Below are 14387 nucleotides of genomic sequence, written 5' to 3' on the forward strand. Positions count from 1 at the left end.
CTTTGGACAGCCACAATGGTGATCGTGTTCGGGCTTGACGCCCGGGCCTATGTTCTTTAACGAGAAAAAACATTTTTATCTGTGAACCGACACGGCGCAGGCCGCACGATGGCTCGTGACTGGCACATGACGCTTTGGCCGGCTGCCGATAAAGGCGGATGATCCTAGCGGACGAGGAGAAGAGCATGGCGGATCTGACAGGCAAGATCGTTGTCGTCACGGCAGCGGCGCAAGGCATCGGCAAGGCGAGCGCACTGGCCTTCGCCAAGGCTGGAGCCACGGTCTACGCCACCGATATCAACGAGACGCTCCTCGCCGAACTCGCCAAGATGACGGGGATCAAGGCCCGCAGGCTGGACGTGCTCAACGACGAGGCGGTCAACACCGCCTTTGCCGAGATCGGCCGCGTCGACGTGCTGTTCAACTGCGCCGGTTTCGTCCATTCCGGCTCGATCCTCGAGATGAAGGATAGCGATCTCGATTTCGCCTTCAATCTCAACGTGCGCGCCATGATCCGCACCATCCGCGCCGTGCTGCCCGGCATGCTGGAGCGCGGCGACGGGTCGATCATCAACATGGCCTCGCTGGCCAGCTCCACCAAGGGCGTGCCGAACCGTTTCGCCTATGGCGTCACCAAGGCTGCCGTGATCGGCCTGACCAAGGCGGTCGCCGCCGACTATGTCGGCAAGGGCATACGCTGCAACGCCATCTGCCCCGGCACGGTCGAGAGCCCGTCGCTGCAGGACCGCATGCATGCGCAAGGCGACTATGAAGCGGCACGGGCCGCCTTCATCGCCCGCCAGCCGATGGGCCGGCTCGGCACGCCGGAGGAAATCGCCGATCTCGCCGTCTACCTGGCCGGCGCCACCTACACGTCCGGGCAGGCCTATAATATCGATGGCGGCTGGTCGATCTGAAGCTCTGAAATCGGGACAGACGGGAAGATCGGGATTCTTGGCCGCGTTTGTTCGGGAGATCGTGAAGTCTGAAAATCCGGCGCGCCGGCTTGCCCGGCACGAGTCTCGCGCTTGCCCGGAACCAGGTCGATCAGTAGGGTCCGCCGTCGCCTCGGCGGAGAGTTTGCAAAGGGCCATGCGGCCGCAACCAGGAGAAGGGTTTAAATGAAACTGCTGCGCTATGGCGAGGTTGGGAACGAACGTCCCGGCCTGCTCGATGCGGATGGAACGATCCGCGATCTCTCCGCCCATGTCGCCGACATTGCCGGCACCACGCTGCATCCGGCCTCGCTGGACATGCTGGCTAAGCTCGACGCGAAATCGCTACCGGCGGTTTCCGGCAAACCTCGGCTCGGCGCCTGCGTCGCCGGCACCGGCAAATTCATCTGCATCGGCCTCAACTATTCCGACCACGCCGCCGAGACCGGCGCCACCGTGCCGCCGGAGCCGATCATCTTCATGAAGGCAAGCTCGGCCATTGTCGGGCCCGACGACGACGTGCTGATCCCGCGCGGCTCCGAGAAGACCGACTGGGAAGTCGAGCTCGGCGTGGTCATCGGCAAGACCGCGAAATATGTCAGCGAAGCCGATGCGCTCGACTATGTCGCCGGCTATTGCGTCTCGCACGACGTGTCCGAACGCGCCTTCCAGGCCGAGCGGCAGGGCCAGTGGACCAAGGGCAAGAGCTGCGACACGTTCGGTCCGACCGGCCCATGGCTGGTGACCAAGGACGAAGTGGCCGACCCGCAGAACCTCAAAATGTGGCTGACCGTCAACGGCAAGACGATGCAGAACGGCTCGACCAGGACCATGGTCTATGGCGTCGCCTACCTCGTCGCCTATCTCAGCCAGTTCATGTCGCTGCACCCCGGCGACATTATTTCGACAGGCACCCCGCCCGGCGTCGGGCTGGGCATGAAGCCGCCGGTGTTCCTGAAGGCTGGTGACGTGGTGGAACTGGGCATCGAGGGGCTCGGCCAGCAGAAGCAGACGTTCAAGGCGGACGAGTAGGCCGCCGACTTTTCCGTCCTCTTCTTATGGTCGTTCGGAAGGAGGAGACGGTTTCGCGCCTTTCCTCTCCCCCGTCGATCGGGGGAGAGGTGTCGAGCGAAGCTCGACGGAGTGGGGGTCGACTGCTCCACGAAAGACTAGACGCTCACTGGGTCGTGCCTGCTTTTCGGCGACTGCGCTTGGGGCACGGGCTTCCCCCACTCCGTCGCCGCTTCGCGGCGCCACCTCTCCCCCCTCCGGAGGGAGAGGAAAGGAGCGTCGGTGCCGCGCTACTTCAGCACTTTCCCATCGGCGCCAAACCGATAGGTCTTCGCCGGATCCGGCGTCGCGTAAAGCGTCGCACCCGGCTCGGCGTCATACACGCCGAAAATGCGCACCGTGATCAGCCCCGCTTTCTCGCAGTCGAGATAGAGGTTAGTGTCGGCGCCGAGATGCTCGGCATGCACGACCGTGCCCTTCCAGCTGCCGGACTTTGGGGCGACCGTCAGATGCTCCGGCCGCACGCCGATGGTCTTGGCCGTATCGCCCAGTCTCGCCCCGTCGATGAAGTTCATCTTCGGTGAGCCGATGAAGCCGGCGACGAACTCGTTGGCCGGCGAATTGTAAAGCTCCATCGGGCCGCCGATCTGTTCGATCCTGCCGGCGTTCAGCACCACAATCTTGTCGGCCAGCGTCATCGCCTCGACCTGGTCGTGGGTGACGTAGATCATCGTCGCCTTCAGACGGCGATGCAGCTGCGCGATCTCCAGCCGCGTGTTGACGCGCAGCGCCGCGTCGAGGTTCGACAGCGGCTCATCGAACAGGAACAGTTTTGGCTCGCGGACCACGGCGCGGCCGATGGCGACACGCTGGCGCTGGCCGCCGGAGAGTTCGGCCGGCCGCCTTTCAAGATAGGGCTCCAGCGATAGCATCGAGGACGCAATGCCGATGCGGCGGTCGATCTCGGCCGTCGGCGTGCCGGCTTGCTTCAGGCCAAGACCCATATTGTTCTTCACCGTCAGATGCGGGTAGAGCGCATAGGTCTGGAACACCATGGCAATGCCGCGCTTGGCCGGTGGCGTGGCGGAAACATCCGCACCATCGATGACCACGCGGCCCGAGGTCGAATCCTCCAGCCCGGCGATGACCCGCAGCAAGGTCGACTTGCCGCAGCCCGATGGGCCGACGAAGACGACGAATTCGCCATCGGTCACTTCGAGGTCGATGCCCTTCAGCACCTCGACCGGCCCGAAGGCCTTCTTTACATTCTCGATCTTCAGCGAGCCCACGGCGATCCTCCAAATTGATGAGTGGGCGCCAGCGCCACCCCCGACGACAATGCCCTTGTCACAATCGCACCGCCTTTCCGCTGCGCACGCTCTCGTCGGCGGCAAAGCAGACGGCGAGCGATTTCACTGCGTCGTCCATATGTTTGGTGAGATCCAGATCCTCGCGGATCGCTTTCAGGACGAAGGCCTGCTCGAGATCGCAGAGATCCTGATGGCCGGGTTCGCCTTCCATCGACAGCATTTCGTCAGGCTTGGCGAACTTGCCGTCAGCGCCGGTCGCGGCACTGTGCAGGCGGATGGTCGAGGTCTTGGTGTGGGTGTCGATGTCGTCGGACCTGACACCTTCCTTCATGACGATCGACACGCAGCCGTTGGGCGAGATGACGTCCTTCACGAAGAAAGCGGTCTCGGAAATCATCGGCCCCCAGCCGGCTTCGTACCAGCCGACCGAACCGTCATCGAACAGCACCTGCAGGTGCCCGTAATTGTACATGGACGGCGCCACCTCCTCAGTCAGCCGCACGCCCATGCCGCGCACCTCGACCGGTTTGGCGTCGGTGATCTGCAGCATGACGTCGAGATAGTGGACGCCGCAATCGACGATCGGCGACGTCGTCTGCATCAGCTGCTTGTGCGTCTCCCAGGTATGGCCGGAGGATTGCTGGTTGAGGTTCATGCGGAACACGTAAGGGCCGCCGAGCTTGCGCGCCTCGGCGATCAGCCTGATCCAGGACGGATGATGCCGCAGGATGTAGCCGATCACCAGTTTCCTACCGTTGGCCTTGGCGGCCGCGACGACGCGTTTTGCATCGGCCACCGTCGTTGCCAGCGGCTTTTCGACAAAGACATGGCAGCCGGCCTCGAACGCCCTGACCGCATAGTCGGCATGGCTGTCGGAATAGGTGGCGATGCAGGCGACATCGGGTTTTTCGTCGCGCAGCGCCTCGTCGAAGGAACGCCTGATGCCGTAGCCCGTCAGTCCGTCAGGTAGCGGCACGTCGGAGCGATTGACCAAGGCCGCGATCTGGAAACCCGGATTGGTATGGTAGGCCAGCGCATGGCTGCGGCCCATATTGCCAAGGCCGGCGACGACGACACGAAGGGGTGGTTTAGAGTTCACCTAATCAACTCCAAATGTTTTGGTTGCTCTCGCGGAGAGGGTGTCACCCCACCCGGCGCTGCGCGCCGACCTCCCCATCGAGGGGAGGTGGGGCGTTGGCGTGAACTTCCCGCTGTCGGCGCAGCTGCTCCGAATTGAACCTCCGACCCGTCGAATGAAACGGCGACCTTCTACCTCCCCTTGATGGGGAGGTCGGCGCGAAGCGCCGGGTGGGGTGATGGCGCCGGCGGAGAATTGCAGGGCTCCGCTCACTTGACGGCTCCCGACGTGATGCCGCGGATCAGCTGCCGCGAGAAGATGACGTAGAGGATGAGCACCGGCATGATCGCCAGCGAGAGCGCCGCGAGGATGGCGTTCCAGTTGGTGACGAACTGGCCGAGGAAGAGCTGGGCACCGAGCGTCACCGTCTTGGTCTCTTCCGACGGCGCCAGGATCAGCGGGAACCACAGATCGTTCCAGATCGGGATCATGGTAAAGACGGCGACCGTGGCCATCGATGGCCTGACCAGCGGCAGCACCAGGCGGAAGAAGATGGTGTATTCGGACAGGCCGTCGATGCGGCCGGCGTTCTTCAAATCGTCGGACACCTGCTTCATGAATTCCGACAGGATGAAGACAGCGAGCGGCAGGCCTTGCGCCGTGTAGACCAGGATCAACGCCGTCAGCGTGTTGACCAGCCCGCTCGCCACCATCAATTGCAGGATGGCGACGGTGCCGAGGCGGATCGGGATCATGATGCCGAGCGCTAGGTAGAGGCCCATCAGCGAATTGCCGCGGAAGCGGTATTCCGACAGCGCGAAAGCAGCCATGGCGCCGAACAGCAGCACGAAGAACAGCGAAGCGACGGTGACGACGAGGCTGTTCTGGAAATAGTGGATGAAATCGCCCTGGCCGATGACCGTGGTGTAGCCGATCAGGTCGAAGGTTTTCGGCGTCGGCGGTGTCAGCGGCGCGCCGAAGATGCCGGCGCGGGATTTGAACGAATTCATGATGACCAGGATCACCGGAAACAGCGCGATCGCCGTGTAGGTCAACAGGATCGCGTGAGCGCCGATGGTGCGGGGGAGTGATCGGGTGGCGGTGCTCATTGGGAGGTCTCCTGACGCACACTTCCAAACAATGGCGCCCAGGCACCCCCCTCTGGCCTGCCGGCCATCTCCCCCGCAAGGGGGGAGATTGGCAGCTTCGGGCTCGGCGCTTCTCCTGCGACGTGGAAGATTGGCGAAAGCCTTCGTGACATCCGATCTCCCCCCTTGCGGGGGAGATGGCCGGCAGGCCAGAGGGGGGTGTTTAGCCGTAACATATCCACCCCTCAGAACTGATAGCGACGCAGGCGCGTCTGGACGAGGAAGAGGTAGACGCAGACGCCGCCTAGGATGATCAGGAACATCATCGTGGCGATCGCCGCGCCCATGTTGGGGTCGCCGACTTGCAGCTGGAAGCCGAAGAAGGCGCGGTAGAGGAAGGTGCCGAGAATGTCGGTCGAATAGTTCGGCCCAGCGAGCGCGCCCTGCGCGGTGTAGATCAGGTCGAAGGCGTTGAAATTGCCGACGAAGGTGAGGATCGAGATGATGCCGATCGACGGCAGGATCAGCGGCAGCTTGATCTTCCAGAACTGCGACAGGCCGGTGATGCCATCGCATTCAGCCGCCTCGATCACCTCTTCGGGGATCGACAGCAGCGCCGCGTAGATCAGCATCATCGGGATGCCGACGAACTGCCATACCGAAATCAGGCTGAGCGCGGTCAGCGCATATTGTTCCTTGCCGAGCCAGGGCGTGAACAGGCTTTTCAAGCCGACCAGGTCCATCATATGCGGCGCCACGCCCCACAACGGCGACAGGATGAGCTTCCAGGCGAAGCCGACGATGACAAAGGACAGGATGGTCGGCACGAAGATCGCCGTGCGGTAGAAGGCGGCAAATCTCAGTCGCGGGCTGGACAGCAATGCCGCCAGCATGACGCCGATCGGGTTCTGCACCAGCATGTGGATGATGAAGAACCAGGTGTTGTTCCTGAGTGCGTTCCAGAAACCCACCGACCAGTTGGGATCGCCGAACAGGGTGCGGAAATTCTCCAACCCGACAAAGACCTGGGACTCGCTGACGTTGCGGAACAGCGACAGCTGCAAGGTGCCGGCGAGCGGCAGGATCATGATCGCCGTGTAGACGAGCACCGCCGGCGCCAGGAAGATGCCGATGTGCCAGCGAACAGGTCTTTTGGGTCGTATTTCTGCGGCCATGAGTTCGGTCCCCGCCGTCTCTCGGTTCCAAATCGTCTCGATGCTAGATGATGCCTCGATGCATGGCCCGACATTCTTGCCCGATGCGGCAAGAACAAAGGCCTGCGACTGATCAGCCAGCCTTCCCCAAGACGTGCAAGGGTAAGGCCGCGAGGCGGTGCCGACAATCGCTATCTCTGCGGATGCAGACCAGGGGTATCCGGAACCGGCCAGGCTTGCGCCCGACCGGCTCCGTTGCCTGAGCTCTTACTTCGCCGGCTTGTACCAGCTGTCGAGGCCGGTCTGCAGCTTCTTGGCCGCTGCTTCGGGCGTATCGGTGCCGTTGATGACGTTGGCCGATTCAACCCAGGTCTCGTTCTCGAGGTTCGGCGTGCCGCGCGACAGGATCTGGTAGGTCGAGCGGATCGTCGACTTGCACTTGCCGCGCCAGGAGACGAATTCCTGCGCCAGCGGGTCTTCCATCTTCACCGGCGCGGAGTTCAGGCTGAAGAAGCCCGGCAGCGCGTTGGCGTAGATGGTGGCGAAGTCGGGCGAGGCGACCCAGGACAAGAACGTCTTGGCCGCATCGGCATTCTTCGACGCTGCGTTCAGGCCCATGCCGATATCGGTATGGTCCGAGATGTAGCAGGTGTCGCCGGCCTTCTCGACCGGCGGCGGGAAGGCGCCCATCTTGAACTGGGCCTGGGTGTTGAACAGGCCGATTTCCCACGAGCCGGCCGGGTAGATGGCGGCGCGGCCGAGCGTGAACAGGTTCTGGCTGTCCGGATAGGTCTGCGCCTCGAAGCCGTCGCCGAGATACGGCTTCCACTTGGCCAGTTCCTCATACGGGGCAACCCAGTCCTTGTCGGTCAGCTTCTGATCGCCCTTGATCAGCGCCGCACGGCCGTCTTCGCCCTTCCAGTAGTTGGGGCCGATGTTCTGGTAGCCCATGGTCGCGGCTTCCCAGAGGTCCTTGGTGCCCATCGCCATCGGGATGTAGGTGCCGTCGGCCTTGATCTTGTCGAGTGCTGCAAAGAACTCGTCGCGGGTCTGCGGCACCTTGATGCCGAGCTTGTCGAAGGCGTCCTTGTTGTAGATGAAGCCGTGGATGACCGAGGCCATCGGCACGCAGAAGCTCGCCTTGCCGTCATCGGTCTGCCAGGCGGACTTGGCCACCGGCGAGAAATTCTCCATGCCGGGCAGCGCGGAGAGGTCGGCGAGGTTGCCCTTCTTGAACAGTTCGAGCGACTTGTCGAACGGGCGGCAAGTGATCAGGTCGCCCGCCGAGCCGGCGGCGAGCTTGGCGCCGAGTGCTGCGTCATACTCGGTCGGAGCCGATGGCGCGAACACCACCTTGATGCCTGGGTTCTTGGCTTCGAAGGCCGGGATCAGCTTGTCCTTCCAGATGGCAAGGTCGTCGCCGCGCCAGCTTTCGATGTTGAGGGTTACGTCGGCGGCGTGAGCCAACCCGGCCGAGCCGAGAATGCTGGTGCCCAGAAGCAGTGCCGTCAGTAGTTTCGTTGTCATGCTCAGTCTCCCTGTTGACCTTTTTCAGGTTCGGTTTTGATGAGAACAGGGGCTTTTGACCCCTTGCTCCCCTCGTAAGCCCGTTTCACCCCGATGGAAATCGGGATGAAACAAGCCCTACTTCTTTGTTCGAGCACGATCTTTTCCGAAAAGTGGGTTCCACTTTTCGGGATCATGCTCCAGCGCGGAAAGGGCTGGCCTCAGCTTCTGGCCGGTCCCCTCCAGTATCTTCCGCGCCGCATCGGCATTGTCGGCGCCGGCGGCTAGCAGAATGGCGGTCTTGACCGCGCCGCCACTCTTCTCGAGCAGTTGGGCGGCTTCGTCCCTGCCGCGTCCGCTGACGGCGGCGACAATGCGCGCGGCGCGGTCGCGCAGCTTGATGTTGTCGGCCATGAGGTTGACCATGTAGCCGTCATGCACGTGGCCGAGATGGACGGCGGTCAAGGTCGACAGCATGTTGAGCGCGATCTTCTGGGCGGTGCCAGCACCCATGCGCGTCGAGCCGGCGATCACTTCCGGTGGCGTTTCGAGCAGGATGGCGGTTCCAGCCTGCTGGAGCAGGGCCGAATTCCGGTTGTTGGCGATGCCGATGGTGGCCGCTCCGCGGCGGGCCGCTTCCTGGAGGGCGTGCACGGCATAGGGTGTCGTGCCGCTGGCCGAAACGGCGATCAGGCAGTCGCCCTTGCCGATGCCCGCACTGGCGACCGCCGCAGCGGCCTCCTCGGTGTCGTCCTCGGGTCCACCGGCCAGCGTGTGGAAAGCCTCGTCTCCGCCGGCGATCAGGATGGCGATACGGTCGCGTTCTATGCCGAAGGTGCCGGGCAATTCCAACGCATCGGCCAGCGCCATCAGGCCGGAACTGCCGGCCGCGGCATAGGCAAGCCTGCCGCCGCCATTCAGCCTGTCGGCGATGATCTCGGCTGCCTTGGCGATGGACGGAATGGCGTTGCGGACGGCCTTGGCGGCCTCGACCTGCGCATCGGCCAGCGAAGCAAGGATGGCTTCCGGGGCCTGGATATCCAGCCCCTCGGCATTCCTGTGAAGCGCTTCGGTGCGCGTTTCGGCCATCCCGGGTCCTCCAATACCAGAACAATACCAAAAAAATACCACTTGTCCACAAGCATTAACGAATTCGCAGCCTGGAAATCGCTGAGCCGGCGAAATGCCCAGGATTTTCAATAAAATACACCTTAATCTTTTTGAAACGGAAATTAACCCTTGGCTATTGGTATTTTATTGGTATTATCCGGCCGGAGGAGAAATCACGTGAATTTCGTGCTCGGTATCGATGGCGGTGGCACCAGCTGCAGGGCCGCCCTGGCAAATGCGGACGGCATGGTCCTCGGCCGTGCCAAAAGCGGCGCCGCCAACATCCGCACCGATCTTACCGGCGCCCGGTCGAACATCGTCGAGGCGGCGCGGCAGGCGTTCATCGCCGCCGGGCAGGACCCGGAGTTGATCCCGCAGACACCGGCCATTCTGGGCCTTGCCGGCGCCAATGTCGGCACCTACCGGCAGCAGCTCGAAGCGGTTCTGCCGTTCAGCGTCAGCCGCGTCGAGACCGATGCCGAGATCGCGCTGGAAGGCGCCGTCGGATCAGGCGACGGCGCCATGGCGATCCTCGGCACCGGCACCGCCTACATGGCGCGCAAACAAGGCAAGTCGCGCGCCATCGGCGGCTGGGGATTCCAGGTCGGCGACCAGGGCAGCGGCGCGCGCATCGGCCGCGACCTGCTCGAACAGACGCTGCTTGCCTATGACGGCGTGCGCGAGGGTTCGCCGCTGACCGACAGCATGATGGCGGTTTTCCGCAACAATCCGGAGGACGTGGTCGAGTTCACCACCAATGCCAAGCCCGGCGATTTCGGCGGTTTCGCGCCCAAGGTGTTCGAACACGCCGAAAAAGGCGACAGCGTCGCCAATTGGATCCTGGACAGGGCGGTTGCCGATGTCGAAGCCTCGCTTGGCGCGCTCGATCTCGCCGAAGGCGCGCCGCTCTGTCTGCTCGGCGGCCTGGCGCCGCTTTACGCGCCGCGCCTGTCGGCGCGTTACCGGGCGCTGCTGAAGCCGCCGCTCGACGGCGCGCTAGGCGGCGCCGTGCAGATGGCGGTGCGGCTTTTCGCAGGGCATGCGGGGCCGGCTCGATGAGCGACGCCGCCGACCAGATCTTCGCCACGCTGAAGCAGTCGGCGCAGAGCGGCGCGCCGCTCTATCTGCAGCTTCGCAAGAGCATCGAGGACGCAGTCAACCGCGGCCTGATCGGGCCGGGCGACGCGCTGCCTTCCGAGCGCGACATCGCCACCAAGGCCGACATTTCGCGGGTCACCGTGCGCAAGGCGGTGCAGGACCTGGTCAAGGGCGGCATCCTGGTGCAGCGCCATGGCTCCGGCACCTTCGTGGCGCCACGCATGGAGCGCGTCGAGCAGTCGCTGTCGCGGCTCACCTCGTTCACCGAAGACATGGCGCGGCGCGGCATGGCGGTGCGTTCGGCATGGCTCGACCGCGGCCTCTACGCGCCCTCGCCCGGCGAGATGATGGTGCTTGGCCTGTCGTCGAGCGAACTGGTGGCGCGGGTGGCGCGCCTGCGCATCGCCAACGACACGCCGCTGGCGATCGAACGCGCATCGCTGTCGGCCAGCGTGCTGCCCGACCCGGCTGCCATAGGCTCCTCGCTCTACGCCGCCCTGGAAATGACGGGCAACCGGCCGGTGCGGGCTGTGCAGCGCATTTCGGCCGCCAATCTCGGCGACAGCGACGCGCGCCTGCTCGAAGTGCCGCCGGGCATTGCCGGCCTGCATATCGAACGTATTTCCTATCTGGCGAGCGGCAAGGTGATCGAATTCACCCGCTCGATCTACCGGGGCGACGCCTACGACTTCGTCGCCGAACTGCGGCTGACAGGGCCGAGCGAAGAGGGCCGACCATGACTGAAATCACCCATATGCGGCGCGAGATCGAGGAGATCCCGCAGGCCGTCACCCGCCTGCTCGACGGCTCCGGCACCGTGATCGAGGAAGCCGGACGCGGCATCAAGGGACGCGACCCGCATTTCGTCGTCACCGTGGCGCGCGGCTCGTCCGACCATGCCGCCACCTTCATGAAATATGCCGTCGAACTGACCGCGGGCCTTGCCGTCGCCTCGGTTGGCCCTTCCATCGCTTCGATCTATGGCCGCAAACTCCGGCTCACCGGATCGGCGTGCCTGGCGATCTCGCAGTCGGGCAAGAGCCCCGACATCGTCGCCATGGCCGAAACCGCACGGACCGGCGGCGCCCTGACCATCGCCATCACCAACACCGCCGATTCGCCGCTGGCGCGGGCCTCGGATTATGCAATCGACATCCTGGCCGGGCCCGAGCGCAGCGTCGCGGCGACCAAGACCTTCATCAATTCCGCCGTTGCCGGCCTCGCCTTGATGGCGCATTCCACCGGCGACGCCGCACTGCTTGCCGCACTTGCGCGCCTGCCCGAACATTTCGGCAAGGCGATCGCCTGCGACTGGATGAGCGTGCTGGCCGAAACGATCGAAAAGCAGAAGTCGCTGTTCATCCTCGGCCGCGGGCCGTCCGCGGCGATGGCCAACGAGGCGGCGCTGAAATTCAAGGAGACCTGCGGCATGCATGCCGAGGCCTACAGCGCGGCCGAAGTCATGCACGGCCCGCTGGCGCTGATCGGCCCGGATTTTCCGGTGCTGGCGCTGGCCGCGCGCGATGCGTCCGAACCGTCGGTCGCCGAAGCCGCCGACAGCCTGGCAGCCAAGGGCGCGCCGGTGTTCGTCACCTCCGCGCTTGCCAACCGTGCCACGCGCCTGCCGCATGTCGCCACCGGCCACCCGCTGACCGACCCGCTGACGCTGATCGTCTCCTTCTACATGTTCGTCGAGGCCTTCGCGCGCCATCGCGGCCTCGATCCGGACACGCCGCGCAACCTTCGCAAGGTGACGGAGACCGTATGAGCGATCGTTTTGCCCTGACTGGCGCCCGGATTTTCGACGGCGACGACTGGCATGAAGGCGCGGCGCTCGTCGTGCGCGACGGCCTCGTCGAGGCTATTTTGCCCACCGGCGCCATCCCTTCGGACGTCCGCGTCGTCGACACCGGCGGCGGCATGCTGGTGCCGGGCTTCGTCGACATCCAGGTCAATGGCGGCGGCGGCGTCATGCTCAACGACCACCCCGACGTCGCCTCGATCGAGACCATATGCCGGGCGCACGCGCCGTTCGGCACGACCGCGCTGCTGCCGACGCTGATCACCGACACGCCTGACATCACCGCCGCAGCGATTGCCGCCGGCGAAGCAGCGACGCTGCGGAAGGTGCCGGGCTTCCTCGGCCTGCATCTCGAAGGGCCGCATCTGTCGATCGCGCGCAAGGGCGCGCATGATCCGGCGCTGATCCGGCCGATGACGGACGCCGACCAGGCGATGCTGATCGCGGCGCGGCGGAAGCTGCCGGTGCTGCTCACCACGATAGCGCCCGAATCCGTCGAGCCGGCCCGCGTCACGGCATTGACCAGAGCCGGCATCATCGTCAGCCTCGGCCATTCGGACACCGGCTATGCCACGGCAAATGCCTTCGCCGAGGCGGGAGCCAGCGTGGTCACCCACCTGTTCAACGCGATGAGCCAGATCGGCAACCGCGAGCCGGGGCTGGCGGGCACGGCGATCGACATCGGCACCTTGTCCGCGGGGCTGATCGCCGACGGTATCCACGTCCATCCGGCGACCATCAGGATCGCACTCGAGGCCAAGCAGGGGCCTGGCAAGATCGTGCTGGTCACCGACGCGATGGCGACGATCGGCACCGACACGACCTCGTTCACGCTCAACGGCCGCACCATCTATCGCAAGGACGGGAGTCTCAGGCTTGCCGACGGGACGCTGGCCGGCGCCGACCTCGACATGATCTCGGCCATCCGGTTCATGCACCGCGTCGTCGGGCTCGACCTTTCCGAAGCCTTGCGTATGGCCTCGCTCTATCCGGCGCAGGCGATCGGCCAGTCGCACCGGCTTGGCCGCCTTGCCAACGGCACGGCGGCGGATATCGTTGCGCTGTCGGACGATCTCGGCATAGGAAGCGTCTGGATCGGCGGCGACGAGGTTTTTTCAGCCGGCGCGTAATCCTGGAAGCGGGCCCATGCAGGCAATCGACTGTGTTGTCGCCGGAGCAGGCGTCGTCGGGCTTGCCGTCGCCAGGGCGCTTGCCTTGTCGGGCCGCGAGGTGGTGGTCATCGAGCAAGCCGATGCGATCGGCACCGTCACCAGTTCGCGCAATTCCGAAGTCATCCACGCCGGGCTCCATTATGCGCCGGGCAGCCTGAAGGCCCGGCTCTGCGTCGAAGGCCGCCGGCTCCTCTACGCCTACTGCGCCGAGCACGGCGTCGCCCATGCACGGACCGGCAAGCTGATCGTCGCCAGCGAGCCAGGGCAGATGGACGGGTTGCGGACGATCCAGGCCAATGCGCGCCGCTGCGGGGTCGAGGATCTCGAGCTTTTGACACGCGGCGAAGCCGAAAGCCTGGAGCCGGCGCTGACATGCGCCGGCGCGCTGCTGTCGCCGTCGACCGGCATCGTCGACAGCCATGCCTTGATGCTGTCGCTGCGCGGCGACGCCGAGGCGGCCGGCGCGGCCTTCGCTTTCCTGACCTGCGTGGCCGGCGCGACGATCGACGCCGACGGGATCCGTGTCGACACGCGCGATGCCGATGGCGAGACCTTCGCTTTGGAGGCCCGCGCCTTCGTCAACGCCGCGGGCCTCGACGCGCAGGCCATGGCCGGCCGGATCGAGGGGTTCCCGCAAAGCCTCATCCCCCGGCAGTGGCTGGCGCGCGGAAATTATTTCGCGCTTCCAGGCCGGTCGCCGTTTTCGCGGCTGATCTACCCGGTTCCGGTCGAAGGCGGCCTCGGTGTCCACCTGACGCACGATCTCAGCGGCAGCGCGCGCTTTGGGCCTGATGTCGAATGGATCGACCATGTGGATTACACGGTCGATCCAGGCCGGAGCGCCGTCTTCTACGAAGCGATCCGCCGTTATTGGCCCGACCTTGGCGATGGCGCCCTGCAACCGGCCTATGCCGGCATCAGGCCGAAACTGTCGGGTCCCGGCCAGCCGGCGGCCGACTTCATGATCCAGGGTCCGGGCGATCATGGCCTCGGCCGGATCGTCAACCTGTTCGGCATAGAGAGCCCCGGCCTGACGGCAAGCCTGGCGATCGCCGATCATGTCGTCGCGCTGCTGTACCCGGAATGACCGGTGCCGTTGGGAGTTTGTCATCCCGAACAGACGT

The 14387-nt window shown here is 64.7% G+C and carries 13 protein-coding genes; 7 read left to right on the top strand and 6 right to left on the bottom strand.

The features are described 5' to 3' along the window. Nucleotides 1–185: 185 nt before the first annotated feature. Both MESOP_RS03560 and MESOP_RS03565 read left to right on the top strand, forming a co-directional pair. Nucleotides 186–917 (top strand): SDR family oxidoreductase, encoded by a 732-nt coding sequence (locus MESOP_RS03560; RefSeq protein ID WP_013891953.1) that lies wholly within the window; start codon nucleotides 186–188, stop codon nucleotides 915–917. Between the two features lie 204 nt (nucleotides 918–1121). Further along, nucleotides 1122–1967 (top strand): fumarylacetoacetate hydrolase family protein, encoded by an 846-nt coding sequence (locus MESOP_RS03565; protein ID WP_013891954.1) that lies wholly within the window; start codon nucleotides 1122–1124, stop codon nucleotides 1965–1967. 269 nt (nucleotides 1968–2236) lie between these two features. On the opposite strand, the gene MESOP_RS03570 is transcribed toward MESOP_RS03565, so the two are convergent. The 6 genes from MESOP_RS03570 to MESOP_RS03595 all read right to left on the bottom strand — a co-directional run bounded on the left by MESOP_RS03570 (nucleotide 2237) and on the right by MESOP_RS03595 (nucleotide 9171). Next, entirely contained in the window at nucleotides 2237–3235 is a 999-nt protein-coding gene (locus tag MESOP_RS03570) for an ABC transporter ATP-binding protein (protein WP_013891955.1), read from the bottom strand. Between the two features lie 58 nt (nucleotides 3236–3293). Continuing rightward, entirely contained in the window at nucleotides 3294–4355 is a 1062-nt protein-coding gene (locus MESOP_RS03575) for a Gfo/Idh/MocA family protein (RefSeq protein ID WP_013891956.1), read from the bottom strand. A gap of 248 nt (nucleotides 4356–4603) precedes the next feature. Further along, complete coding sequence (locus MESOP_RS03580; protein WP_010912697.1) at nucleotides 4604–5443, bottom strand: carbohydrate ABC transporter permease; 840 nt, start codon at nucleotides 5441–5443, stop codon at nucleotides 4604–4606. A gap of 224 nt (nucleotides 5444–5667) precedes the next feature. Further along, nucleotides 5668–6597, bottom strand: a complete 930-nt coding sequence (locus MESOP_RS03585; RefSeq protein WP_013891957.1) for a carbohydrate ABC transporter permease — start codon at nucleotides 6595–6597, stop codon at nucleotides 5668–5670. Nucleotides 6598–6843: 246 nt separating this feature from the next. Further along, on the bottom strand, nucleotides 6844–8103 hold the full coding sequence (locus MESOP_RS03590) for an ABC transporter substrate-binding protein (protein WP_013891958.1): 1260 nt from the start codon (nucleotides 8101–8103) through the stop codon (nucleotides 6844–6846). Between the two features lie 117 nt (nucleotides 8104–8220). Further along, on the bottom strand, nucleotides 8221–9171 hold the full coding sequence (locus MESOP_RS03595) for an N-acetylmuramic acid 6-phosphate etherase (RefSeq protein WP_013891959.1): 951 nt from the start codon (nucleotides 9169–9171) through the stop codon (nucleotides 8221–8223). Nucleotides 9172–9369: 198 nt separating this feature from the next. Between MESOP_RS03595 and MESOP_RS03600 the strand changes: the two genes are divergently transcribed. Genes MESOP_RS03600 through MESOP_RS03620 form a run of 5 tightly spaced genes read left to right on the top strand, consistent with a single transcriptional unit; the run spans nucleotide 9370 to nucleotide 14350 of the window. After that, nucleotides 9370–10251 (top strand): glucosamine kinase nucleotide-binding domain-containing protein, encoded by an 882-nt coding sequence (locus MESOP_RS03600; protein WP_013891960.1) that lies wholly within the window; start codon nucleotides 9370–9372, stop codon nucleotides 10249–10251. Further along, the gene (locus MESOP_RS03605; RefSeq protein ID WP_013891961.1) at nucleotides 10248–11030 is read left to right on the top strand and encodes a GntR family transcriptional regulator; all 783 of its coding nucleotides are present in this window, start codon (nucleotides 10248–10250) and stop codon (nucleotides 11028–11030) included. The genes MESOP_RS03600 and MESOP_RS03605 overlap by 4 nt, the downstream gene beginning before the upstream one ends. Further along, nucleotides 11027–12058: an SIS domain-containing protein gene (locus tag MESOP_RS03610; protein ID WP_013891962.1), complete on the top strand. Its 1032-nt coding sequence runs from the start codon at nucleotides 11027–11029 to the stop codon at nucleotides 12056–12058. Before MESOP_RS03605 ends, MESOP_RS03610 begins: the two co-directional genes overlap by 4 nt. Beyond that, the gene (gene nagA, locus MESOP_RS03615; protein WP_013891963.1) at nucleotides 12055–13221 is read left to right on the top strand and encodes an N-acetylglucosamine-6-phosphate deacetylase; all 1167 of its coding nucleotides are present in this window, start codon (nucleotides 12055–12057) and stop codon (nucleotides 13219–13221) included. Before MESOP_RS03610 ends, nagA begins: the two co-directional genes overlap by 4 nt. 16 nt (nucleotides 13222–13237) lie before the next feature. Continuing rightward, complete coding sequence (locus tag MESOP_RS03620; RefSeq protein WP_013891964.1) at nucleotides 13238–14350, top strand: NAD(P)/FAD-dependent oxidoreductase; 1113 nt, start codon at nucleotides 13238–13240, stop codon at nucleotides 14348–14350. The last annotated feature ends 37 nt before the right edge of the window (nucleotides 14351–14387 follow it).

This window comes from Mesorhizobium opportunistum WSM2075, assembly GCF_000176035.2.
In the GTDB taxonomy this organism is placed as follows: Bacteria; Pseudomonadota; Alphaproteobacteria; order Rhizobiales; family Rhizobiaceae; genus Mesorhizobium; species Mesorhizobium opportunistum.

What these genes read in the sequence shown, in the direction of transcription:
- MESOP_RS03610 (WP_013891962.1), top strand. Translation starts at nt 11,027, where the DNA reads ATGACTGAAATCACCCATATGCGGCGCGAGATCGAGGAGATCCCGCAG.
- nagA (WP_013891963.1), top strand. Translation starts at nt 12,055, where the DNA reads ATGAGCGATCGTTTTGCCCTGACTGGCGCCCGGATTTTCGACGGCGAC.
- MESOP_RS03595 (WP_013891959.1), bottom strand. Translation starts at nt 9,171, where the DNA reads ATGGCCGAAACGCGCACCGAAGCGCTTCACAGGAATGCCGAGGGGCTG.
- MESOP_RS03590 (WP_013891958.1), bottom strand. Translation starts at nt 8,103, where the DNA reads ATGACAACGAAACTACTGACGGCACTGCTTCTGGGCACCAGCATTCTC.
- MESOP_RS03580 (WP_010912697.1), bottom strand. Translation starts at nt 5,443, where the DNA reads ATGAGCACCGCCACCCGATCACTCCCCCGCACCATCGGCGCTCACGCG.
- MESOP_RS03565 (WP_013891954.1), top strand. Translation starts at nt 1,122, where the DNA reads ATGAAACTGCTGCGCTATGGCGAGGTTGGGAACGAACGTCCCGGCCTG.
- MESOP_RS03620 (WP_013891964.1), top strand. Translation starts at nt 13,238, where the DNA reads ATGCAGGCAATCGACTGTGTTGTCGCCGGAGCAGGCGTCGTCGGGCTT.
- MESOP_RS03585 (WP_013891957.1), bottom strand. Translation starts at nt 6,597, where the DNA reads ATGGCCGCAGAAATACGACCCAAAAGACCTGTTCGCTGGCACATCGGC.
- MESOP_RS03560 (WP_013891953.1), top strand. Translation starts at nt 186, where the DNA reads ATGGCGGATCTGACAGGCAAGATCGTTGTCGTCACGGCAGCGGCGCAA.
- MESOP_RS03605 (WP_013891961.1), top strand. Translation starts at nt 10,248, where the DNA reads ATGAGCGACGCCGCCGACCAGATCTTCGCCACGCTGAAGCAGTCGGCG.